The sequence below is a fragment of the Fenollaria sporofastidiosus genome (assembly GCF_943169635.2).
In the GTDB taxonomy this organism is placed as follows: domain Bacteria; phylum Bacillota; class Clostridia; order Tissierellales; family Peptoniphilaceae; genus Fenollaria; species Fenollaria sporofastidiosus.
This window is the reverse complement of record NZ_OW968186.1, coordinates 1,355,498-1,379,896: the sequence shown is the minus strand read 5'-3', so window position 1 is coordinate 1,379,896 and position 24,399 is coordinate 1,355,498. Positions and strand designations below refer to the sequence as shown.

Annotated in this window: 29 protein-coding genes; all 29 read left to right on the top strand. The window is 32.4% G+C overall.

Going from position 1 to position 24,399, the window contains the following annotated elements; translation table 11 throughout:
- Positions 1-66: 66 nt before the first annotated feature.
- The 29 genes from KO172_RS06810 to KO172_RS06670 all read left to right on the top strand — a co-directional run bounded on the left by KO172_RS06810 (position 67) and on the right by KO172_RS06670 (position 24,159).
- The gene (locus KO172_RS06810; RefSeq protein WP_215492721.1) at positions 67-315 is read left to right on the top strand and encodes a hypothetical protein; all 249 of its coding nucleotides are present in this window, start codon (positions 67-69) and stop codon (positions 313-315) included.
- A 245-nt stretch (positions 316-560) separates the two neighbouring features.
- Positions 561-950 (top strand): type II secretion system F family protein, encoded by a 390-nt coding sequence (locus tag KO172_RS06805; protein ID WP_309557683.1) that lies wholly within the window; start codon positions 561-563, stop codon positions 948-950.
- Between the two features lie 14 nt (positions 951-964).
- Positions 965-1,366, top strand: a complete 402-nt coding sequence (locus KO172_RS06800) for a prepilin-type N-terminal cleavage/methylation domain-containing protein (RefSeq protein ID WP_215492719.1) — start codon at positions 965-967, stop codon at positions 1,364-1,366.
- Between the two features lie 768 nt (positions 1,367-2,134).
- A complete protein-coding gene (locus KO172_RS06795) occupies positions 2,135-2,305 on the top strand; it encodes a hypothetical protein (protein WP_215492718.1) in 171 nt (56 codons plus the stop codon).
- Between the two features lie 78 nt (positions 2,306-2,383).
- On the top strand, positions 2,384-3,103 hold the full coding sequence (locus KO172_RS06790; RefSeq protein WP_215492717.1) for a hypothetical protein: 720 nt from the start codon (positions 2,384-2,386) through the stop codon (positions 3,101-3,103).
- On the top strand, positions 3,096-3,518 hold the full coding sequence (locus KO172_RS06785; RefSeq protein WP_215492716.1) for a hypothetical protein: 423 nt from the start codon (positions 3,096-3,098) through the stop codon (positions 3,516-3,518). Before KO172_RS06790 ends, KO172_RS06785 begins: the two co-directional genes overlap by 8 nt.
- Complete coding sequence (locus tag KO172_RS06780) at positions 3,505-3,855, top strand: hypothetical protein (protein ID WP_215492715.1); 351 nt, start codon at positions 3,505-3,507, stop codon at positions 3,853-3,855. The genes KO172_RS06785 and KO172_RS06780 overlap by 14 nt, the downstream gene beginning before the upstream one ends.
- Positions 3,856-5,200: 1,345 nt before the next feature.
- Positions 5,201-5,758 carry an elongation factor P gene (gene efp, locus KO172_RS06775; RefSeq protein ID WP_215492714.1) on the top strand — a complete coding sequence of 186 codons (558 nt, stop codon included), beginning with the start codon at positions 5,201-5,203 and terminating at the stop codon, positions 5,756-5,758.
- 12 nt (positions 5,759-5,770) lie between these two features.
- Complete coding sequence (locus KO172_RS06770; protein WP_215492713.1) at positions 5,771-6,109, top strand: CD1247 N-terminal domain-containing protein; 339 nt, start codon at positions 5,771-5,773, stop codon at positions 6,107-6,109.
- Positions 6,110-6,117: 8 nt separating this feature from the next.
- On the top strand, positions 6,118-6,474 hold the full coding sequence (locus KO172_RS06765) for an Asp23/Gls24 family envelope stress response protein (protein WP_215492712.1): 357 nt from the start codon (positions 6,118-6,120) through the stop codon (positions 6,472-6,474).
- Positions 6,475-6,524: 50 nt separating this feature from the next.
- The gene (gene nusB / locus KO172_RS06760; protein ID WP_215492711.1) at positions 6,525-6,932 is read left to right on the top strand and encodes a transcription antitermination factor NusB; all 408 of its coding nucleotides are present in this window, start codon (positions 6,525-6,527) and stop codon (positions 6,930-6,932) included.
- Entirely contained in the window at positions 6,925-7,761 is an 837-nt protein-coding gene (gene xseA, locus KO172_RS06755; RefSeq protein ID WP_215492710.1) for an exodeoxyribonuclease VII large subunit, read from the top strand. Before nusB ends, xseA begins: the two co-directional genes overlap by 8 nt.
- Positions 7,762-7,873: 112 nt before the next feature.
- Positions 7,874-8,131, top strand: a complete 258-nt coding sequence (locus KO172_RS06750; RefSeq protein ID WP_215492709.1) for a hypothetical protein — start codon at positions 7,874-7,876, stop codon at positions 8,129-8,131.
- A 262-nt stretch (positions 8,132-8,393) separates the two neighbouring features.
- Positions 8,394-8,546 (top strand): hypothetical protein, encoded by a 153-nt coding sequence (locus tag KO172_RS06745; RefSeq protein WP_251320149.1) that lies wholly within the window; start codon positions 8,394-8,396, stop codon positions 8,544-8,546.
- Complete coding sequence (locus KO172_RS06740; protein ID WP_215492708.1) at positions 8,533-9,150, top strand: polyprenyl synthetase family protein; 618 nt, start codon at positions 8,533-8,535, stop codon at positions 9,148-9,150. The genes KO172_RS06745 and KO172_RS06740 overlap by 14 nt, the downstream gene beginning before the upstream one ends.
- A 20-nt stretch (positions 9,151-9,170) precedes the next feature.
- On the top strand, positions 9,171-9,362 hold the full coding sequence (locus KO172_RS06735; RefSeq protein WP_215492707.1) for a hypothetical protein: 192 nt from the start codon (positions 9,171-9,173) through the stop codon (positions 9,360-9,362).
- A 76-nt stretch (positions 9,363-9,438) separates the two neighbouring features.
- Complete coding sequence (rpmE, locus tag KO172_RS06730; protein ID WP_251320148.1) at positions 9,439-9,666, top strand: 50S ribosomal protein L31; 228 nt, start codon at positions 9,439-9,441, stop codon at positions 9,664-9,666.
- 77 nt (positions 9,667-9,743) lie between these two features.
- Positions 9,744-10,592: a DUF1385 domain-containing protein gene (locus KO172_RS06725; protein ID WP_215493477.1), complete on the top strand. Its 849-nt coding sequence runs from the start codon at positions 9,744-9,746 to the stop codon at positions 10,590-10,592.
- Entirely contained in the window at positions 10,586-11,401 is an 816-nt protein-coding gene (gene prmC, locus KO172_RS06720) for a peptide chain release factor N(5)-glutamine methyltransferase (protein WP_215492705.1), read from the top strand. Before KO172_RS06725 ends, prmC begins: the two co-directional genes overlap by 7 nt.
- Positions 11,402-11,412: 11 nt before the next feature.
- Positions 11,413-12,483: a peptide chain release factor 1 gene (gene prfA / locus KO172_RS06715; RefSeq protein WP_215492704.1), complete on the top strand. Its 1,071-nt coding sequence runs from the start codon at positions 11,413-11,415 to the stop codon at positions 12,481-12,483.
- 1 nt (position 12,484) lies between these two features.
- On the top strand, positions 12,485-13,705 hold the full coding sequence (locus KO172_RS06710; protein WP_215492703.1) for a uracil-xanthine permease family protein: 1,221 nt from the start codon (positions 12,485-12,487) through the stop codon (positions 13,703-13,705).
- Positions 13,698-14,438: an NAD-dependent protein deacylase gene (locus KO172_RS06705; protein ID WP_215492702.1), complete on the top strand. Its 741-nt coding sequence runs from the start codon at positions 13,698-13,700 to the stop codon at positions 14,436-14,438. Before KO172_RS06710 ends, KO172_RS06705 begins: the two co-directional genes overlap by 8 nt.
- Complete coding sequence (locus KO172_RS06700) at positions 14,428-15,645, top strand: BaiN/RdsA family NAD(P)/FAD-dependent oxidoreductase (protein ID WP_215492701.1); 1,218 nt, start codon at positions 14,428-14,430, stop codon at positions 15,643-15,645. The genes KO172_RS06705 and KO172_RS06700 overlap by 11 nt, the downstream gene beginning before the upstream one ends.
- The gene (locus KO172_RS06695; RefSeq protein WP_215492700.1) at positions 15,642-16,940 is read left to right on the top strand and encodes an NAD(P)H-dependent oxidoreductase; all 1,299 of its coding nucleotides are present in this window, start codon (positions 15,642-15,644) and stop codon (positions 16,938-16,940) included. Before KO172_RS06700 ends, KO172_RS06695 begins: the two co-directional genes overlap by 4 nt.
- A gap of 2 nt (positions 16,941-16,942) precedes the next feature.
- Positions 16,943-20,059, top strand: a complete 3,117-nt coding sequence (gene ileS, locus KO172_RS06690; protein WP_215492699.1) for an isoleucine--tRNA ligase — start codon at positions 16,943-16,945, stop codon at positions 20,057-20,059.
- 501 nt (positions 20,060-20,560) lie between these two features.
- Positions 20,561-21,145, top strand: a complete 585-nt coding sequence (locus KO172_RS06685) for a class I SAM-dependent methyltransferase (protein WP_309557682.1) — start codon at positions 20,561-20,563, stop codon at positions 21,143-21,145.
- 138 nt (positions 21,146-21,283) lie between these two features.
- Complete coding sequence (locus KO172_RS06680) at positions 21,284-22,402, top strand: ABC transporter substrate-binding protein (protein ID WP_215492698.1); 1,119 nt, start codon at positions 21,284-21,286, stop codon at positions 22,400-22,402.
- Positions 22,403-22,448: 46 nt separating this feature from the next.
- Positions 22,449-23,426, top strand: coding sequence for a FecCD family ABC transporter permease (locus KO172_RS06675; RefSeq protein ID WP_374047629.1), 978 nt, complete (start codon positions 22,449-22,451; stop codon positions 23,424-23,426).
- On the top strand, positions 23,413-24,159 hold the full coding sequence (locus KO172_RS06670) for an ABC transporter ATP-binding protein (protein ID WP_251320145.1): 747 nt from the start codon (positions 23,413-23,415) through the stop codon (positions 24,157-24,159). The genes KO172_RS06675 and KO172_RS06670 overlap by 14 nt, the downstream gene beginning before the upstream one ends.
- The last annotated feature ends 240 nt before the right edge of the window (positions 24,160-24,399 follow it).

Sequence of the window (24,399 nt, the reverse complement as noted above, 5' to 3'; positions counted from 1 at the left end):
CGCTTAGCGATCCTTTGAAAGAATTATTATTTACTCATCAAAGATCTTATTGAGCATGGATTCACATTGTCGGATATACTATCAAAGCTAGACATACTTGATAATTTATCTTTATTAAGCTTAAGGATAGCCGAGAAGTCAGAACATATAAAAACAAGCAAAAACTCAAAAGACCTTTCAGAGCAAATATTAGAGATAAGCGAGAACCTTTACGAACAAGAAGAGTACAAGAGTACGATCAGCAATATCATGATTAAACCTAAGTTTTTAATGCTAGCCTTGATTGCGTTTATAATCATGATTATAGTCTTTTAGTTCCACAATTTTCATATTTATTTGACAATGATACTAATCTAATGCCAGATAGTTTAAAACTTTTGCTTATAGTAAGCAATTCTATAAAGTATAACTATATTTATTATATTCTTGGAATAATTATTATTGTAATTTTGAGCATTATACTTAATCAAAATGATAAATTTTATATTTTAAGCAAAATATTTGCTTGAATCAAAAACGGTTTATATAAGTCTAGAATAAATTACAGAATTTTATATTATATGCTAAGCATGCTTAAGTCTGGTAGTAAAGTTAATGAAATTTTCGATTTCTTCTCTAAAAACTTCGATTTAATTTACCTAAGGACGGAATTTGAAAGGATGACTAAGAGTTTAAACGAGGGAGAAACATTTCAAAACGTTGTTAATTCAAGTCATATTTTCTTAGAAGATGTAAAGACCATATTGATAACTGGATATGAGTCAGAGCATCTCGTTGAAATTATAGAGAATGTTTTGTCACTATATAAACGAGACTTAAAGAGAAGACTTGATAAGTTTGTAAACTCTATAGAGCCGCTTATGACTATAATTATGGGCTTAGTAATCATGCTAATCTTACTTATGGTATTTAAACCAATGTATGACTCGATGACAAGCATTATTTCTTAGAAGGAGGAAAGATTATGAATAAGAAGTGTAAAAGCAAAAAAGGATTTACTTTTGTAGAAATCATTATATCTATAGCTATAGTAGCAATACTTATTGCTGTTGCTATACCAGCTTATAAAGCTATAAAGATGAGTGCGGAAAGAACTGCTCATAATGCAAATGTTGACCAAATAAGTTCAGTTGCACTACTATATTTCAATGAGTTTCCAGACAAACATGATGTGACTTCTGAGACATTGTTTAAAGAGGGCTACTTAAAGAATGACGTTAAAGTCCCTTCATCCATAGCTCAAAATAGATCTACTATATATACCGTTAAAATTGACGCCAATGGTGTAATTACTGTTAGCCCAGATAAGATTACTACAGGAACTAAAACAAGCCCAGCTAATACTGGCGGTGGCACTTTCAAATAATAAAGAAATGAAATGCTAGTAGCTTTATATAATCTTATCTCTAGTTCTTTTATATATCATACAAGGATGTAAAAGAAGCCCAGTATAATAGTTTTATTTTATTTTTAATATTTATTGTATCACTAATAGCTATATTTAATCATGTGCCATACATAAAGATATTGGCAATATATAGCTTTAATCTTTTCGCATATTTTAAAATAAATACATTTCTCAGATTGGTGATGGAGATGTGGATTTATATTTTTACTTTTATGATATTTCCTTTTGAGGAATATTTATTTCTTATTATCATTTCAACGTTACTAGCAATACTATTTAAACTAATTAATAATTTTATAAAGAAGAGTAAGGACAAGTCAGTTAGACTAGTGCCGTATGTAAGCTTTGCTTTTTGCTTTAAAGCTTTTGACTTATTTAAGGAGCATATATAGTGAAAATCTTATTTATATTGACTCATCATATATTTTTGAACAATAAAACAAGTAGAGTAGCAGAAAATTGTTTTATGACGATAGTGATAAAGAGGCTAGCACAAAGTATTTATTCAAAAGTTTAAAGATAATAAATATTTAAATAAAGACAGCTTTATTGCTAAATTAGATGACTATGATGAGTGTTTTGAGAAATATTTATCTACATTAAAGAAGATAGATATACTCAGCTTAAATTTAAAAGAACACGATATTGAAAAGATTATTACTGACAAGGCGATATATAAGTTTGATAAGCTAAATATGTCTTTTGAGAAGAAGCTTTGACATTAATTTGTATAGTTTAGATAAAGAGCAGCTATATAACTACATAGTCAATCAAGCGAATAATACAGACGGCAAGGTTTTAGTTTTGCTTAAGATAAAAGAGCTTGAAGAGATAAGTAACGCAATTTATTTTAAAGATCTATTTGATATATTAAATAAAAATATAAAAGACTTTTAATTATTCAAAGTTTATAGATATAGCTTTAGATATAATTATTGTTCTCTTGTTAGCTATACTTCTTTTGAGGGTGATAAGATGAGAAGCTATATAAATAAAGGACTCATAATATTAGTATTAATTTTTGCTAATATATTATTACCTATGAAAAAAGAATTACCTAAGTATGAGAATACAAAAATTAAAGAAAAATTTAACTTTGCTGGCGGCAAAGATGAAGAAAAACTAAAAAAAGCAAAGAAGATTAGTATTGCTAAGGCAGATATTAACGGTGAAGAAAGAAATAAGAATGAGATTATAAATAATATTTTAATTAATAACATAGATATTGCTAATCTAGATAACTCGCAAGGCAATACGTATGATCTTATTAATAATATAGACGAGATAAATAATGAAGATTTTGAAGATGAAGAAGCAGATTTAGATGCGATAGTACTTGATAACGATGACAATTCATTACTAGATACATGGCAAATAAATGATGCGAGTGTTTTTCATGAAAGCAAAGACAGCCTTGTATTATATAAAAAAAGTGGTGATATTACACTTAGAGCTAAAAATGATATAAGTGTTTGTAAGAATATAATTAATGTAAACTTTGAAGGATGTACAAATGCAAATTTAGTGATAAAGACGCAAGGCATTGAAAAAAGGATAGCTTTAAGCAGAATATCAAATTTAAAATATTTCTACTTAGGTGATGACTATAAACATTCTAAGGTAGTAGCAATTGAATTTATTAACGATAATGAAAATGATTTTTATTTATCTATAGGTGAGATAAGGTATGAGTAAAAAAGCATTCACATATATTGAAACAGTTATTTCTATAAGCATAGCAGCTATAATCATATCTATGTTTATACTTGCTTATGCACACTTTACTAATTTTAGTGAAAGAGAAGAAGTTAAAAATGTGGTGCAAATAGTTAAGAAGGCAAGGGTTAGTGCAATTATGCAATCAATAACTGTCGAACTTAGTGTAAAAGATGACGAGATAGTTGTTTCTAACCTTAATAATGCAAAAATTGTGTATAAATTAAAGCAGCTAAAGTTTTTAAATAATGAAACTTACTCTTTTACATCTGAAGGTGGAACAAAAAGCGCTAGCGGCAATTTTAATTTTCATCTTAAGTCTAATAAAAATAACAAAGAATATAATGTAATAATAGCTGCAGTTGGAGGACAGGTTAGGTATGAAGAAGTATAAAAAAGCACTTACAATGATGGATGTTGTAATTTCTTTTGCTATATTTTCAATCTTTGTACTTTTTCTGTCTGTTTTTTTGAAAAATTTTATGGCGTTAGAAAGAGATACGAAGAAGATAAGAAAGTTTGACAATTTTGCAAGCAATGCAATGGAAATAATAAGGTCAGATGAGAGTGAAGATGTTTACAAAATGACAGATAAGATTAAAGAAAACTTAGGCGATGATATTAAATTTAATCTTGTGAAAGAGTCATACACAGCTGACTTATACACATTTAAACTTTCAATACAAGATAACGAGGGTAAGATATATGAAGAATTTCAGATCATCAAATAAAAAGCAGAGACCTTACTTGAGCTTATTGTCGCATTGTTTCTCTTATCGCTTGTTTTGTTTGGAGCAAGCTCTGTGCTTAAGAATTTTACCAGCTTTACAAAAGATATGAAGAGAACTTAGAGGATGAAGATGATATCAATCTATTCTTTTCATTTATAGAAAATGATTTTGACCTTTACAATACCGTTAGTGTTAATAAAATTCTATATTTTGAAAAGAGAAGCAGAAGTAAATTTAAAACTTGTGAGTATATAATTGATAATGACAAGATCAAAAGAGAAGCAGGTGGAGAGCTGACAGGTAAAACATATTTTTAAAGGGAGTTAAAGATCTATCGTTCACATATAACCCTGATGATAATATTATTATAAAATCTAAAATTTAAAGATAAAGAATATAAGAAGATATTAAGCACAAGATATGTAGAGGTGATAGAATGAAAAAGCTAGTGCAAGCTTAGTTGTTTTATCAGTAATATTTTAATAACAGCTCTATTAATATATCTATTTGAATATGTAAGCATAGAAAGAATGATGTATCTTAACAGATCTAGAATGAAACAGTTTTATTACAACTGTGAATCTGTAGAAAATGTCATTGTTAAAGATATAGAAGGTACATATCAGAACGGTGGCGAGATATATGATTTAAAATCAAAAGATTATAGTCTGTATGAAAATCAAAAGTTGTTTTAGCAACATACGACGTTGCCAATAAAAGTGCTTTTAAAATTTTTGCTCAGAAAATTATCAAACAATAAGGAAAAGATTAAAGAGACATACTATACTCTTATGAACAAAATCTTCTTTATAGAGCATTTAAGAGATTATGAGAAAGAAAATTTTATAACAATATCTTGGAGAATAATGTTCAAGAGTTTAAAGCAGAAGAGATTAATAATTATTTTCAGATATAGAACATGAAGAAGATAGAACTTTCAATTTTAGCAAGGCCATAGTTAAGATAAGTCAAGATGAGCTTAATAATGACATTAACGCAAATATAGATGGAAGTGGCATACTAATCATAGATGGCAATATAAATGTTAGGGGTTCAATTCACTTCAATGGTCTTATTATCATCAATGGAACTTTAAGTGTAGAAGAAAACAAGGATATATTTGGCTATGTTTTAGATATAAAAGGAAAGTCCAATATAAGTTATCTTAAATCTTTAAAACTGTATATACTGAGTGCAAAGAATATAAAGGAATAATAAAGATAAGTAAGTCGAGCTAGAATGCCTCGACTTTTCTTTGCAAAAATTTCAATATTGTAAAAATACTTGTTAAATTATACAATTACTGATATAATAGTTGTAGATATTTGAATTTAGGAGGAAATATATGTTATCGGCAAGTGATTTTAGAAATGGCGCTACATTTGAATGGGATGGAGACGTTTATCAAGTCTTAGACTTTCAACATGTAAAGCCAGGTAAAGGAGCTGCTTTTGTAAGAGCAACTATCAGAAGCGTACTTAGTGGGGCTACAAAGGAATTAACTTTCAACCCAACAGAAAAGTTCAATGATGCACAATTGGAAACAAAAGAAATGCAATATCTATACAACGATGATGAACTTTATTATTTCATGGACAATGAGACATATGAGCAACTTCCATTAAACAAAGACGAAGTTAAAGAAGCAATTCAATTCTTGAGAGAAAATGATACAGCTGTAATTAGATTCTACAAGGGCAAAGCATTTTCAGTTCAAGCACCAAACTTTGTTGAACTAGAAGTTACTCAAACTGAACCTGGTGTTAAAGGAAACACAACTACTGGAGCTACTAAACCAGCAACTGTAGAAACAGGATTTACATTAAATGTACCACTATTTGTAAATATTGGAGATAGAATTAAGATAGACACAAGAAGTGGAGAATATTTATCTAGAGTTTAAGGAGGTAGAAAAATGTACGAACTATCAAAGAAAGTTTCTTATTTAAAGGGACTTGCAGAAGGCTTAGGCTTGAAGGACGAAAGTAAGGAAGAAAAGATTTTAACTGAAATCATCAATATTCTTGATGAAATGGCTGACACTGTTTGCGATAACGCAGCAGGACTTGAAGACCTAGAAGACTATATATTTGAAGTTGACGAAGATCTTTCATATTTAGAAGATGACTTCTATGGTGAAGACTACGACGACGATGATTACGATTTCGATTATGATGACGATGATTATGACTATGATGACGACGATGATTATTTCGAATACCCAGAAGATGATGAGGAGGAAGACTCTAAGTAGAGTAAGCTATGGAAAATAATAATATTGGAAATATTACTATATCTGATGATGTTATAGCAACTATAGCTAGCAAGGCTACTTGTGAAGTTGAACACGTTTGCTCTTTATCATCCGGTATAGGATCTAACATTACTGAATTATTAGGAGTAAAGAATTTTAATAAACCAATTAAAATTGAAAGCAGTGAAGAAGGCTGTATTATAGACATATATGTTGACATTGAATATGGCGCAAAGATTGACAAGGTTGGATATGAAATTCAATCTAGCGTTAAATCGGCTGTAGAAGAGATGACTGACATACATGTATTGCAAGTTAACGTTTATGTAAAAGGCGTTAAAGAAGCAGCCAAAACTACTAAGTAATAAGATTAAACTCCAGTAATTTTTACTGGAGTTTTTTAGTGAGGGATAATATGTCATACGACAAGACAAGATTAAACTTAATGAACTTAATATATCAGCTTGATCTAAATAAATATACAAGTGTAGATGACTTAGATGCATACTTCGAAACACTTGAAATAAGTGATGAGAACAAAATTAAATTAGCCAATAGAGCTAAGCTATATGTTGAGAACTTGCCTAAGATTGATTTAGAGCTCAAAGATGTTCTAAAAGATGCAAAACTTGAAAGGCTTTCATACATCGATAGAGCTTTGCTAAGATTAGCAATTTTTGAGATAAAATTTGAAAGTGATATCGCTTATCAGATTGTTATAAACGACATCGTAGAAATTGCAAAAAATTATTCTGATGACAACTCTTACAAGTTTATAAATGCGATTTTAGGTGATTATGTAAGGAACTACTACCATGAATAAATTCACGGTATCGGGACTTAATGACTATATAAAAGATGTTTTGAGCCAAGACTTTCTTTTGCAAGAGATTTATGTAGAAGGAGAAGTAGCTGATTACAAGAAAAACAACTCAGGGCATCTATACTTTTTGATTAAAGATGAAAGCTCCAAGATTAAGTGTGCCTTCTATTGTTATAAGAACGAAGAAGAGATTACACTTGAGAATGGTATGAAAGTTTTTATAAAAGGTAAAATCTCTACTTATGATCAAAACAGTACTTATCAGATCAATGTTGACTATGTGGAAGAACTTGGCATAGGCAAGCTTAAGAGAGAGTTTAGAAAAACACTTGAAAAGCTTGAAAAAGAAGGACTATTTGATGAGGAACATAAAAAAGAAATACCAAAGTACCCAAGAAGACTTGGACTAATTGCATCATCAACGAGCGCTGGCTTTAGAGATATAGTAAAGGTGCTCAGACGTAGAACCAATATGATTGACATAATTCTATATGATTCCTTCGTTCAAGGGGACATGGCAGTTAACAATATCAATAGTGGACTGGACTACTTTAATCAAAAGAATGATGTAGATCTCATACTTATCGCAAGAGGCGGCGGTAGCTACGAAGAGCTAGCCGTTTTTAACGACGAGAGCATGGCTAGGAAAATATTCGCATCAAAGATACCTGTAATGACAGCCGTTGGTCACCAGATCGATAGCTTTATAGCAGACCTCGTAGCAGATAAGAGATGCGCAACACCATCAGAAGCGGCTGAGATCATATCCAAGTACTACTATGAACTACCAGATATACTTGATCAAAACATAATTCAGATAAGCTTTTAATGAATCACTATATTTCAAGCGAAGAAGCTAATTTAAAGAATAAACGAGATTTGATAAACAGCTTAAATACTAAAACTCTAATTGATAATTTTATTCAAAGACAAACAATCTGATGATACTTATTAAAAAGAGATGGATAAGTACATCTACTCTAAAGAGAAAAGTCGATATGCTCGCTTCAAGGCTTATATATTCATCAGTTAGTAAAAGGATAGACGAATCGACTAATACTATCGAAAAGAGAATAACAAGCATAAATCAAGCTATGAATAATAAATTAAGTGCAATGACTGAGGATCTACAAAAGTTCAAGCTAAGACTTACTATAAATGATATTTATAAGACTTTAAGAAGAGGCTATTTTTATTAAGCGATTTAGATAATAAAACAATTAAAGACGCTAATAATATTAAAGAAGGTATGGATATATTCATTAAGTCATACAATAGTAGCATTAAAGCTCATGTGTTGGAGGTAAATAATGACATTAAATTATGAAAAACATTAGATAACTTAGATGACATTCTTGAAAATTACAAAGTCAAGAACTAAGTTTAGATGAGAGCATAGATGAATTTGAAAAAGCAGTAAAACTTTACAAAGAACTGAATAAAAAATTAAGTGAAGCTAAGATGAAGATTAAAAAAATTGAGATAGACGATTTAAATCTATCTAAAGAGATCGATTACGAAGTAGAAGACAATGATTTTGAGACTATAGACTCATTCAAAGACTTTGACGAAGCACACGATGACGATTTGGACTACGACGATGATGAATATTAATACATTTAAGGAAAGCTTTGACAAAAGGCTACCTATGGAGCTTAAGCCCTATCTTAACGATGACGTCATCTCAGAGGCCATAGAATACGCTTCATACGATGCAGGTAAGAGGCTTAGACCCTTTATTCTATATAGCCTTGGAAGAGAGCTAGAGCTCGATAAGAAGCTAATAAATGCCTTTGCGGTCGCACTTGAGCTAATTCATAATTACTCCTTAGTTCATGATGATTTGCCAGCTATGGATAATGATGAGTATAGACGCGGTAAATTTACAGTTCACAAAAAATATGGCGAAGCAAACGCAATTTTGTGTGGCGATGCACTTTTAAATTTGTCTATGGAATATCTAGCTCATAAGCTTAAAGATAGTAATAATACAAACATATTAAAAGCAATGAGTTACATGTATAGATCATCAGGTGTTAAAGGCATGATACTTGGTCAGTCAGAAGACATTCGCATGGAGAGTGACGAGTCAGGCGAGTATACTTATGATGAATATAGGACTATGATACTAAATAAGACAGGAAGACTATTTAATATAGCTTTTCTAGTCCCATGTATTTTAGCTGATAAAGATGAAGATACAATGAAAACGTTCTAATCTTCTCAAGACTATTTGCAATGAGCTTTCAAATAAAAGATGACCTTGACGACTTGAAAGAAAATAAGGAGATAGATGGCAACAATATACTTAAATTTCATTCACTTGAAGAGTCAAAAGAGATACTTGAAGAAAATCTTAAGAAGATGAAGGTGCTTCAAGAAAGACTGAAGTATAAAACAACAAATTATTGTTTGGAACTAATTAAATAATTCTTAAAAATTCTATAAAATACTTGAAATTATTAATTTTATATGATATAATCTAGTGGTTAATGTGATAAGAGAGGTGAAAAATGAAAAAGGAATACATCCAGAATTTAAAGAAGTAACTGTTACATGCGCATGTGGTAACACATTCGTTACAGGTTCAACAAGAGACGAGTTAAAAGTAGAAGTTTGCTCTGAATGTCACCCATTCTTTACAGGTAAACAAAAGTTTACTGAACGTGGTGGCCGCGTAGAGAAATTCAAGAAGAGATACAAAAAGACGAAAATTAGCAGACTTTTCTGCTAATTTTCATTATATAGGTGAAAAATGAAAAGAATTTTAAAACAAGTATAGGTGGACAAGCTTTAATCGAAGGTATACTAATGAAGGGGCCAGAAAAGACTTCTATAGCCGTTAGAAAACCTGATGGCGAGATAGAGGTAAGTGTAAAAGATGAATCAGCTAAGAACAACAAGCTCATCTTTAAATTGCCATTCATAAGAGGTATATCAAAGCTAGTGGACTCAATGTCTGAAGGCACTAAAGCTCTCTATTATTCTGCTTCCTTCTATGATGACGAAGAGGATAAAAAGGAAACTAATAAATTTAAGGATACTTTGTTTAATATTTTTACTTTTGTTTTTTCTTTTTTTATAGCTATAACAATGTTTGTTGTCATTCCAACATTCATAGCTAACTTCTTAAAGGATAAAATCAATAATATATTTTTACTAAACTTTGTAGAAGGCTTGATAAGGATATCTATATTTTTAGTATATATAACTCTAATATCAAATCAAAAAGATTTAAAGAGAGTATTCATGTACCACGGAGCTGAGCACAAGACAATCTTTGCTTATGAGAACGGTCTTGATCTTACAGTTGAAAACGTACAAAAGATGAGTAAGTATCATCCAAGATGTGGAACAAGCTTCTTATTCATGGTTATGCTTATATCAATTATTGTGCTTTCATTCTTTGGCTGGCCATCTCCACTTATGAGAATAATCTCAAGAATTGTCGCACTGCCTATCATAGCTGCAATATCATACGAAATCAACAGATTCATAGGCAAGTACGATAACGTTGGAGTTTGCAAGATGGCTTCCAAACCTGGACTATGGCTACAAAAGATAGCTACAGTTAAGGAACCGGACGATGATATGGTTGAAGTAGCAATCGCTGCAGTCAAAGAAGTAATACCTAGTGAAGAGGGTTTAGACGCTTGGTAGTTAAGAATTTAATTATTAAGGCTTTGTTAGATATAGAAGAGTCAGGAAAGAAAATTCCCAACCCTATGGGCGAGATATACATGCTTTTAGAGCATCTTACTCAGAAGGATAAGCTATTTTTAACTTTGAACAAAGACTTTGAAGTAAACGAAGAAGAGTTTTTTAAACTGCTAAATAAGAGGTTGAATGACACTCCCATGGCTTACATCATAGGCAAGAAGTATTTTAGAAACATTGTTCTAAAAACTGATGAAAGGGCACTAATACCAAGATTTTGCACTGAAGAATTAATAGATATTGTTAATAAATACATCAAAGCTGGTGACAAAATCTTAGATATGTGCACTGGAACTGGAGCCATTGCTCTTGCTATTAAAAATGAGAATCCATCAGTAGAATTAAGCTTATCTGATATTTCAAAAGATGCCTTAGACTTATCAAGGGAAAATGCTTTACTGAACAATTTATCTGTAAATTTTATTTTATCGGATTTATTTGATAATATTACTGACACTTATGATATACTTATAGCGAACCCACCGTACATTTCTAAGGAAGAATATATTAATCTGGAAGCGGATTTATTTAAAGAGCCAAAACTTGCCTTAGTAGGCGGTGATTTGGGATATGAATACTATGAAAAAATCATTAAACAGGCTAGAGAGAAGATTAAACGAATGGTATTTTTCGAGATTGGATACGATCAAGGAAATATTGTAAAAGATATATTAGAAAAGAATAATTATAAAAATATTAAAATCTACAAGGATCTTGAAGGCTTTGATAGATTTATTTCTGCCTGCATTTAGGAGATGAGAAAATGTTAGAAAAATTAAATTTTATTGAAGACAAGTACAAAGAACTTGGCGAAAAAGTTATGGACCCAGATCTTTTAAAAGATATGAAAGAGTATCAAAAGACAATGAAGGAGTATGCTGACTTAAAGCCAATAGTTGATAGATATAAAGAATATCAAACTTATCTAAAAGAACTTAAGGATACTGAAGAAATGCTTAATGAAAATCTTGATGATGAAATGAGAGAACTTGCTAAAGAAGATTTAAAGAATTTGCAAGAAAACATCGAGAAAGCTGAAGAAGACCTTAAGATTATGCTTATACCAAAGGACCCTAATGATGAAAGAAACGTTATCATGGAAATCAGAGGCGGTATAGGCGGGGAAGAAGCTGCACTATTTGCAGGCGACTTATTTAGAATGTACTCTATGTATGCTGATAAGAGAGGCTACAGAACAGAAATTATGAGTACTAACGAAACTGGTATTGGTGGCTACAAAGAAGTTATATTTATGATAACAGGAAAAGGCGCTTACTCAAGATTAAAACATGAGTCTGGGGTACACAGAGTACAAAGAGTACCAGAGACTGAGGCATCAGGAAGAATTCATACTTCAGCTGCGACAGTTGCAGTTATGCCTGAAGCTGATGACGTAGAAATCGAAATTAATGAAAACGATCTTAAGATAGATGTTTATAGAGCGAGCGGCCACGGTGGACAATGCGTTAATACAACTGACTCAGCTGTTAGAATTACACACGTACCTTCAGGACTTGTAGTTACATGCCAAGACGAAAAATCACAATTAAAGAACAAAGAAAAAGCAATGAAGGTTCTTAAATCAAGACTGTATGACAAGATGCTACAAGAACAAAACGATGAACTAGCTAAGCTTAAGAAGGGCCAAGTAGGTTCAGGAGACAGGTCTGAAAGAATTAGGACATATAACTTCCCACAAGGAAGGGTAACTGATCATAGAATCAATTTAACTTTATATAGATTGGAAGACTTTTTGAACGGGGATTTAGATGAGATGATAGACGCTCTACTAACTCACGAACAAGCAGAAAAATTAAAAGAATTGGAGGCATAAGATGAAAGCATCTCTTAGTATTAAGAAATCGATTTTAGCTTTACAACACTTGATTGCTATGTTTGGAGCCACAGTTTTAGTTCCAATACTTACAGGACTTGATCCATCAGTAGCACTTTTCAGTGCAGGCTGCGGTACACTTATATTTCACTATTGCACAAAGAAAAAAGTGCCAGTATTTTTAGGATCATCCTTTGCATTTATACCAGTTATAGTGCAAGTAGCAACAAAGTATGGCGACCTAAGATACGCTCAAGGAGGTATGTTGGTTGCTGGTTTAGTCTATGTATTATTTTCATTCTTCATCAGAGGCATAGGTATAGAAAAAATACAAAAGATACTACCACCTCAAGTAATTGGTCCTATGATTATAGTTATAGGCTTCAATCTATTGCCAACAGCATTTAATATGGCAAAGACATCATATATTGTAGCTGGACTTACTCTAGCTCTTGCTGTAGCTTGGCCATTTCTAGTAAAAGGTTTCTTAAAGCAAATATCAATACTCGTTGCAGTTATATTTGGCTATGTACTATCAGTTGCTTTTAAACTAGTTGACTTCACAGCGATAAATAACGCTCAATATTTTGCAGTGCCAAACTTTACTTTGCCGCTATTTGACATTGAAGCGATAATAATTATAGTTCCTATAATATTCGCAGTATTTATGGAACACCTAGGAGACATAACTACTAACGGAGCAGTAGTTGGTCAAAACTTCATTGAAGATCCTGGTCTAAATAGAACATTATTAGGAGACGGATTGGCTACAGTATTTGCTTCACTAATAGGCGGTCCTGCCAATACAACTTATGGCGAAAACACAGGCGTTTTAGCAATTACTAAGAATTACGATCCATCAATACTAAGACTTGCAGCTGTATTTGCAATTATCCTAGGCTTTGTAGGTAAGCTTGGCGGATTCTTAAGAACTATACCTCAAGCAGTTATGGGTGGTATATCCATAATGTTATTCTCAATGATAGGCTTTATCGGAATTAGAAATATTAGAGATAATCATGTTAAATTTAATATTAAAAATATAATAGTTATGGGATCAATTTTATTTATAGGTTTCTCAGGCGGTTTATTTAAAGAGCTATTTGGGTTTTCTATAGAACTTCCAATAACTTCCAATATTAGCCTTAACGGTCTTAGTTTAGCTGCTATCGTTGGTATTTTATTAAACGCAATGCTAAATGGAGTAAAGAGGGATGCTTGATATTGATCTTCTTGTAGAAGAGGTAAAAAAGTCAAAGCATATGGTTTTCTTCGGAGGTGCAGGCGTATCGACTGAAAGCGGTATACCTGACTTTAGAGGAGCAGGGGGCATTTATACCGACAGGCTTTATGAAGGATACGAACCAGAAGTTGTTTTGAGTAATAAATTTTATCATGCTCATCCAGACATATTCTTCGACTTTTGTAGAGATAAAGTCATATATGAGAATGTTAAACCTAATGAAGGCCACAAGGCACTCGCAAGACTAGAAGAAATGGGTATACTTAAGGCTGTTATTACTCAAAATATTGATAATTTGCATCAAGATGCAGGAAGCAAAAGAGTTATAGAGCTACATGGTAATATCAACAGATCCTACTGCACTAAGTGTCATAAAGAGTTTGATGCAATGTATATCAAGCACTCTAAGGGCACATGCACTTGTGATGAGTGCGGTGCAATAATTAAACCAGATGTTGTATTATATGGCGAAGCCTTAGACCAAGATGTCATGCTTGATGCTATAAGTGAAGTGTCGAAGGCAGATTTATTGCTAGTTGCTGGAACATCTTTAAAAGTATATCCAGCAGCTGGACTAATTAGATACTTTAACTCAGAAAATCTTATTATTATAAATAAAGATAAAACATCTTATGATAGATATGCTAAGCTTGTCTTTAATGATGGCTTTGGCAAGATATTAAAAGAAGTGGTGGATAGAATTGACATATGACGCTATAGTTATAGGAGCAGGTGCAGCAGCACTATTTTTCGGAGCTCTTAATAAGGATAAATTAAATATACTTATGCTCGAGAGAAACGATAGAGTTGGCAAAAAGCTTCTAACAACTGGCAATGGCAGATGCAATTACACTAACACTAAGCTTGATGAGAACCCATATAATGATGCAGATTTTACATCATATATAATAAATAAATATGGATATAAATCTATAGAGTATAAGTTCAAATCTATGGGCATATATCCATATATTGAAGAAGATAGAGTATATCCAATGTCATTACAAGCCTCAAGCGTGCTTGATGTGCTTAGATATGAAAACGAAAGAAACAATGTTACTATAAAAACAGATGTCTTTGTAAAAAGCTTTAATAAAGATGGGGACTTATTTGTACTTAAAGATCAAAACTCAAATATTTATAAGGCTAAGAGCTTAGTTGTGGCGTGTGGCGGTTCTGCTATGCCTAAATTTGGCTCAGATGGAAATCTTTTTAATCAGATAAAAAAGCTTGGTATGAAAATTAATGAAACAAAGCCAGCCTTAGTTCCATATGAGTGCGATTACAAGTATCTAAAACATCTTGATGGACTTAGATTAAAAGCTAAATTAAGTTTAATAAAAGATAACAAAATAATTACTTATAATATTGATGATGTTTTATTCACAAGCTACGGTCTATCAGGGCCAACAGTATTTCAATTGTCAAGATATATAAAGGGTAAGGAAAGTGATTATAAGTTCAGCATAGATATTTTTTATACTTTAAGTGAATCTGAACTATATACATTACTAAGTGATAGAAGAAGAGAAATCGGATATAAAAAACTTGATGATTTCTTTATAGGATTTTTACACAAAAGACTTATAGTACCTATTATTGACAAGCTAAATATAAGTAAAGACATTCTAGCTAGAGACCTAAGCGATGCACAATTACATACATTAGTAAAGATACTAAAAGAATTTGAGCTAAAAATTATAAAGAATAAAGGCTATGGCATTGGTCAGATAAGCCTTGGTGGAGTAAATACCAAAGAGATAAATACTAAGACTATGGAGTCAAAGAAACTTAAAGGTTTATACTTCATCGGGGAAGTCATTGACATAGACGGCCCGTGTGGAGGCTACAATCTAAGCTTTGCATGGATGTCAGCTATGGCTGCGTATGATGATATAGTTTTGAGGTGGAAAGCTTGATAAATTATCAAAAGAAATTTTATGAATATAAAGAACAAGGTAAAAAGATAAATATTTCATTGCTAGGAGCAGGCTTTATGGGCAAGGCACTAGTTAGTCAATATATACAAAGCGAGGTTTTAAATCCCTTGCTAATATCTTCAAGACACATTGAAGATGCAATTGAGGCTTATTTAGCAGCAGGTATTGATAAAGAAAAGATTGTTAAAATTACAAGTGCTGATGAAATAAAAGATTTAAATAAGTATTATATATGCGAAGACAAGGAGCTCTTATATAAATCTGAGCACATTGATTATGTGATAGATGCAACAGGCGAGCCTATAGTAGGCACTGAGATTAGCTATAACGCACTAATGAATGGTAAAAACGTAATTACATTTAACCTAGAGAGCGATGTCTGTGTAGGCACTATACTATCAAAGATTGCTAAAGAAAAAGGACTTATATATACAGGCATAGACGGCGACGAGCCAGGAACAGTTCTTGAGCTTTACAATGAAGCAAAGATTATGGGCTTTGATGTACTTGCTATAGGCAAGGGAAAGAACAATGAAGTAGACTTAGAGGCCAATCCAGATACTGTTAGCGAATCCGCAAAAGAGAAAGGCATAAAGAAAGAGATGCTTGCAAGCTTTGTTGACGGCACTAAGACTATGGTTGAGATGGCGACTATGAGCAATGCTACTGGCTTTAGAGTAGATATTGACGGAGGGCACGGTGTTAAGTCAGACATTAAGTCGCTTGATAAGAAACTTTGCCTTAAGTCAGAAGGCGGTATACTTAATTCATACGGTATAGTTGACTATGTTAACGGTATAGCACCCGGCGTTTTTGTTATAGTGAAAAGTGATTTAAAAAAGATTGATCACTTGATGCGCTTCTTAAAGATGGGTGATGGACCAAACTATGTATTATATAGGCCATATCATCTAACTAGTATAGAAACTATAAACACAGTATTAAAAGCACACTTTGATAAGCTTGAAGCTATTAAACCAATATCTGAATTACCTTACTCAGATGTTGTAGTGGTAGCTAAGAAGGATATGAAGAAGGGCGATAAACTAGATTATATAGGAGGATATACTTTCTACGGTAAGTGCATAGACTTTGAAAAATCTAGAGATAAGAACCTGGTACCTATTTCAATTATCAATGAAGGTGCTACTCTTAGTAGAGATATTAAAAAAGGCGAATGTATTGATTATAATAGCGTTGAACTGGATAGCGAGACGCTTGTATATAAACTTAGAAAAGAAATAGAAGCGAAATACGATGCTTCAAGGAGGTAATTATGGACTTAAAAGCTTTATCAAATGATCGAGTTGCTGATAGAGAACACGCAATATCAGAATATTGGAACAGCATCGATTTATTAAAGTTAACAAATGATAAAAGAGATAAGGACAATAGATATGTGTTCTTTGAAGGACCACCAACTGCTAACGGTAAACCTGGTATTCACCATGTTAGTGGTAGAACTTTAAAGGACTCTGTCTGCAGATATAAGGTTATGCAAGGTTACTATGTAAACAGAAAAGCTGGTTGGGATACTCATGGACTTCCTGTTGAGATAGAAGCTGAAAAACAATTAGGCCTTCATAATAAACAAGACATTGAAAAGTATGGCGTTAAAGAGTTTAACGAAAAATGTAAAGAGTCAGTATTTAAGTATGAATCACTTTGGAGAAAGATGACTGAAAAGATGGCTTATCTAATCGATCTTGATCATCCATACATAACTCTTGACAATGACTACATTGAATCAGTATGGCATATATTAGACAAGATGTTTAAGGATGGACTAATATACGAAGGTCACAAGATTATGCCTTACTGCCCAAGATGTGGTACTGGTCTTGCATCTCATGAAGTTGCTCAAGGTTATGAAATGATTAAAACAGAATCAGTTTATGCAAAATTCAAGAAAAAAGGCACAGACAATGAATACTACCTTGCTTGGACAACTACACCATGGACACTTCCTTCAAACGTAAGCTTAACAGTTAATAAAGATGCTGATTATATTAAGATAAAACACAAAGCGACTGGAGAAATTTTATATTTAGCAAAGGCTCTATTCAAAAAAGCTCTTGAAAAAGATGCTGAAAATTATGAGATCATCGCTGAGATGAAGGGTTCAGACCTAGTTGGTGAGGAGTATGAACAACTACTTCCATATCTACATTGCGACAAAAAAGCTTTCTTCATAACAGAAGCTGACTATGTTACTATGGAAGATGGTACTGGTATTGTACACACAGCACCTGCCTTCGGTGAAGATGACTATAATACATCAAGAAGATATGATTTACCTGTTCTTAATCCAGTTGATGAAGAAGGTAAGTACACAGATACACCATGGAAGGGCATGTGGGTAATGGATGCTGACCCATTAATCATAGAAGAACTTAAGAAGGAACACAAGTTATATAGAAAACAAAAGATAGAACACAACTATCCACATTGCTGGAGGTGTCATACACCACTTCTTTATTATGCAAAGCCATCTTGGTATATAGAAGTTACTAAGTTTAAGGATAAAATCGTTGCTAATAACAATACTGTTAACTGGTTCCCTGACTATGTTGGTGAAAAGAGATTTGGTAACTGGTTAGACAATTTAAAAGACTGGGCACTATCAAGATCTAGATATTGGGGAACACCACTTCCTATATGGAGATGCGAAGAGTGCGGTCACATGGAGAGCATTGGTTCTAGAAAAGAACTAAAGGAAAAGGCTATTGAAAATATTGATGAAAACATTGAACTACACAGACCATTTGTTGATGATGTTCACCTAGAATGTCCTCATTGCCACGGCAAGATGACAAGAGAAAAGGATGTAATTGACGTTTGGTTCGACTCAGGCGCAATGCCATTTAGCCAATGGCACTATCCATTTGAACACACAGAAGACTTTGATCACAAGTTCCCAGCAGATTTTATCTGCGAAGGTATAGACCAAACTAGAGGTTGGTTCTACAGCTTACTTGCTATATCAACATATATGATGAATAAGTCTCCATATAAGAACGTTCTTGTTAATAACCTAGTTCTTGATAAGTATGGCAAGAAGATGAGTAAGAGTAGAGGCAATACTATAGATCCGTTTGAACTATTCGAAGAATATGGTGCGGATGCTGTTAGATGGTACTTATTATATGTATCACCAGCTTGGACTACAAAGAAAGTTGACGTTGACGGTATTAAGGATATAAGTTCAAAGTTCTTTAACACACTTAGAAATGTATACAACTTCTTCTACATGTATTTGCAAACTGATGGCATAGATCCAAAGTCATTAGACGTGCCATATGAAAAGAGAAGTGATATAGACAAGTGGATACTTGCAAAGTACAACAAGCTTCTTGAAAGAATACAAGAAGAGATGGATAAGTTTGAATTAACAAATGTTGTTAGAATGATACAAGATTTTGTTGTTGAAGATATATCAAACTGGTACATCAGACGTTCAAGAAGAAGATTTTGGGCTACAGAACTTGATGATGACAAGAAGGCTGTTTTACAAACAACATATGAAATACTTCTTGGCGTTTCTAAGATTATAGCTCCATTTGCTCCATATACAGCCGAGGAACTATATCAAAGACTAGGTGACTTAGAGTCAGTTCACATAGACTACTATCCAAAGGCTAACAAGGATTTAATTGATGAAAAGCTTATCTTCAAGATGGATCTTGTTCGTACACTTGTTAAGCTTGGAAGATCATCAAGAGAGAATGCTAAGATCAAGGTTAGAATACCTCTTAATGAGATAGTTATCGATGGTAAGTATAAGGAAGACCTTAAGGACTTAACTGACCTAATTAAGGAAGAGCTTAACGTTAAGCATGTTTATTACGAGGACGACTTAAAGAAGTATATGAACTTCAACTTAAAACCAAACTTCAAGGTTGCAGGTTCTATACTTGGATCAAAGATCAAGGACTTCACTAAGTATTTATTAAAAGTTAATAGCATAGACTTTGTAGATAAGCTTGATCACGCTGACCAAAATATTGAGCTTAATGGTGAAGCAACTGAGATTAAGAAAGATTATGTAGATGTAAGAATTGAGTCTAAAGAAGGCTTTAATGTTGAAATGGAAAATGGTGTCTTCATCATACTTGATACTAAGCTTAATAAGGATCTACTAGATGAAGGTTACCTAAGAGAATTCATCTCAAAGGTACAACAACTAAGAAAGCAAAATGACTTTGACGTTCTTGACAAGATTAAAATCTCTGTTGAAGCAAGTGATGACTTGAAAGAAATTTTCAACAAGTTTAAAGACTTTATATTAAAAGAGACTGTAGCAGATAGTATTGAGTATAAAGAACTTGATATAGAAGATACTGATTTGAATGATAAGAGCATAAAGATATTTGTTGAAAAATATAAATATTAAGACTAGGGCAGATGCTCTAGTCTTATTTTATGCAAGTAAAAGCCAGGGCTTATGCTCTGGCCAATTTTATATGCGGGCATTATTATAAAGATATTTTAATAATTTTCAATAAAACAAATATTTATGCAAAATTATTGACAATTAAAAGCTCGAGTTGTATAATAACATTAGTTAGCATATGATAACTATATCTATTTTCAAAAGTTGTCAAGAAGAATTTATAGAAAATAATCGGAAATCTCATAAATCCCATCTATAATCTTTTTATTGTTTATTGTTAACAAACAAATTCTTTTGCTTAAAACAATTCTACCCTTAAAATTTTTGACAAAATTATATAGATATTCTTCATTAATAAAATAAAGATTTTATTATAATTATACATGCATAATTATTTTTATAAGAAAGGAGAAAATATGGAAAAAGTAAAATTATTTTGGACACGATTTTTAAAATGCTTGGAAGAACAAGGCTCAGACCAGGCGGCGGTCTTATGACCGATTGGCTACTGATCAGGTACAGATTGATAAAGATATGCAAGTTTTGGAAGTTGCTTGCAATAGAGGAGATAACCTAATAAGAGTTTATACTAAATATAAATGCAAAATAATAGGCATAGACAATGACCAAGTTGTCATAGATCAAGCTTTGGAGAATATAAAGCTTTTAGGTCTAGACAAAGAAATTGAAGTTATGAATATGGATGCCTTAAAGTTGGATTTCGAGGATGAAACATTTGATTTAATTATTAATGAAGCAATGCTTACCATGCTTCCAAATGAAGAAAAAGCAAAGGCTCTTAAAAATTATCACAGAGCTTTAAAAAAAGGCGGTTATTTATTAACTCATGATGTGGCAGTGGAAAATGAAAGTGAAGATATAAGAAGGCAACTTTCAAGATTTACAAACATGAATGTGTATCCTCTAACCGTAGAAAATTGGAACAAACTGTTTATAGAAAATTCTTTTAGACCTTTTTCACAAAGGACTGGCAAGATGATTCTCTTAGATAGGGATACAATCATAAAAGATGAGGGACCAGTAGGGGCTGCAAATTTTATAAAAAGCTTATGCAGAGGAAAATAGGGAAAGATTTGTAAAATGTTAGAGAACTCTAAAAATACAAAAATTCTTATATAGTTTTAGCAAGTAAAAAGGAGGATTAGATGAAAGCTATTAAAAATATCATTAATTTTATGCTTGACAGTGCTTGCCTTAACAGGCATGACTGCTTGTGGCAATAAAAAAACTGGACAAAATTTAGAAAGTAAGGAAGTAGCTCAAACTGAGAAAAAGGAAGAAAATACAGAAAAGACAGAAAAAACTAATGATGAAAATAAAAAAACCAGGACAATCACAGACCACGCAGGTAACACGATAGAGGTTCCTGAGAAAATTGAAAGAATAGTAATAGACCAGATTCCTATTTTATCTACTTATATGGCTTATCACCATGGAAAGGCTCCGTATATTGTTGGTTATGCGGGTTCTCTTAAGCAAGTAATCTCAAATACAGTTTTAAAAGATATAGCTCCAGAGCTTCTTGATAGCCAAAATACAGTTCAAAGTCAATCTGATATAAATATTGAAGAAATAATGAAGCTTAAACCAGATGTTATTTTTTACAATGCTTCGAATAAAGAACATTATGAAACTCTTAAAAAGACAGGGATTCCGTGTGTAGGATTTGCTACAGTTGGTACAAATGGACCAGCTGACCCAATAGATAGGTACACACAATGGTTAAAGCTTTTAGAAGATGTATTTGGCGAAAACGGAAAGACAGATGATTTTATAAAAGCAGGTCAAGATATTGTAAAAGATGTTGAAGAAAGAATTTCAAAAATAGATGATAGTAAAAAACCAACTGGTGTGATTTTATGGAAGTATGTTCAAGGTGTACCAATGGTTGCTGGCAAAGGTGTTTTTGGGGATTTCTGGCTAAATAGAATTGGTGTTAAAAATTTAGCTAATGAAGCAAAAGGGTTCGCCAAAGTTTCTATTGAACAATTTTATCAATGGAATCCAGATATACTTTATCTTGATGGACCTGGTCTTCTTGATATTACAACAAAAGATGTATTTGAAAATTCAGTAGAAGGTATCAATTTTTCAAACATGAAAGCTGTTAAGGATAAAAAAGTATATAATACTAAGCTTGGTATGTGGAATTGGTTTACACCAAATCCAGACGGACCACTTGTACTAGCTTGGCTTGCAAAATCAACTTACCCAGAAGAATTTAAAGACTATGATCTAAAAGCAATGATTAAAGATTATTATAAAACATGGTATGATTATGAATTAACAAATGAACAAATTGAGGATATGTTTGATATATGATTAAAGAAATCTTTATCAAAGATAAAAGATAACAGCAAGCTCATATGTGATACTAATTAGTCTACCTATATTGATCTGCGTTTTGGCACTTGCTATTGGGAGAATGCCTCTAAGCATCAGACAGATTGTAGATTTTTTCAATGCTTATTTAAGCGGGAGGGATTATGACCCTATGCTTGAATCAGTAATAATAAATGTGAGATTACCAAGAATTATTACTGGTCTAATAGTGGGAGCCGGTCTTTCCACAGCAGGTCTTGCGTTCCAAGGGGTTTTTTCGAACCCCTTGGCGACTCCTGATATATTGGGCGTAAGTTCAGCTGCAAGTCTTGGAGCTGTAATTGGTATACTTTTATCGCTTTCAACCTTATCTATTCAAGTCTTTGCTTTAGCTTTTGGATTAATTGGAGTGGTTTTAACCCTTTATATTGGCAAGAGTAGAACTAGGTCATCAACGATAATGCTTATACTCGCAGGTCTTGTAGTTTCATCATTATCAAATGCTCTAGCGTCTCTTCTAAAATATACAGCAGACCCGACAGATAAGTTGCCAGCCATCAGTTATTGGCTTATGGGTTCTTTTGCAAGATCATCTTATAAAAATTTGATGTTATCTGCGCCCCTAATAATTTTGGGAGTCATCATAATAAGACTATTGATATTTAGGCTAAATATCATGAGCCTATCAGAAGATGAAGCAAAAAGTCTAGGAGTTAATGTAAAAAGAACTAGGCTTATTTTTATATTTGCATCAACACTTATTACAGCTTCATCTATATCAATGTGTGGTCAGGTCGGATGGATTGGTTTGATAATTCCTCACATGGCAAGGATGATGGTAGGAGCCAACAACACTCACACCCTACCTTTTAGTATATCCTTAGGAGCAAGTCTTATGGTACTAATAGAAGCTTTATCAAGAACGGTTTCTGTAATAGAGTTGCCGATATCGGTTCTTACAGCAATAATTGGAGCTCCCATTTTTATAAGTTTAATTAGAAAAACCGGGGGTGGTTTCAATTAAATTAGAAATAAAAGATGCAGGATTTTATCATGATGAAAATAATGTATTATTTAAGAATTTATCTTTTTGTTTGAATCAAGGTGAGGTTTTATCTATTTTAGGACCCAATGGAGTTGGCAAGACTAGCCTTATAAGATGTATATGTGATTTTGAAAAATGGAAACTAGGAAAGAGTTTTATGGATGGAAAAGATATTTCAAGTTTTAATAGAAGAGATTTATGGTCTAAGATATCATATGTTCCTCAAAAAAGATCATTTTCTTTTGAATATTCTGGAATTGATATGGTAGTGTTAGGGCTTTCTAGTAAACTTGGGCCATTTGCAAAACCAGGTGCAAGAGAATATGAAAAGGCAGAAAATCTTATGAAAAGCTTAGCTATAGAAAATCTTAAAGATAAGTCATGTTCAGTGATGAGTGGAGGAGAACTTCAGATGGTTCTCATAGCCAGAGCCTTAATTTCAGATCCAAGCTTAATCATATTAGATGAGCCAGAAAGTGGCCTTGATTTTAAAAATCAGCTAAAAATAATTTCATTAATCAAAAAACTATCCAAAATAGACAATATCAGTGTTATTATAAATACTCATTACCCAGCACATGCTCTTGAAATAGCGGATAAATGCTTGATGTTAATGGAAAATGCTAGACATAAAATAGGCAAAACGTCTGATATTATCTGTAAGGAAAATATGAAAGACGCCTTTGGGGTAGAGGTTATACTCGAAAAATAAAAACATGAAAAGAATATGAGGCTGTAATACCAATTAGAATTGTAGGAGATTAAAATGAAAATATTATCAAGGGAAAATATTGACACCAGAAGAGGTCATACCCATAAAAGAAAATCAAACTATAAGCAAGAAACTCTTAGATTTATGTGATCGTCATATCTTACTCATGGGTCTTGACCAAAACACGGACATTTCCCTGAATTCTATGCTGAAGAAAGAATATATTTTGTTTTAAAAGGC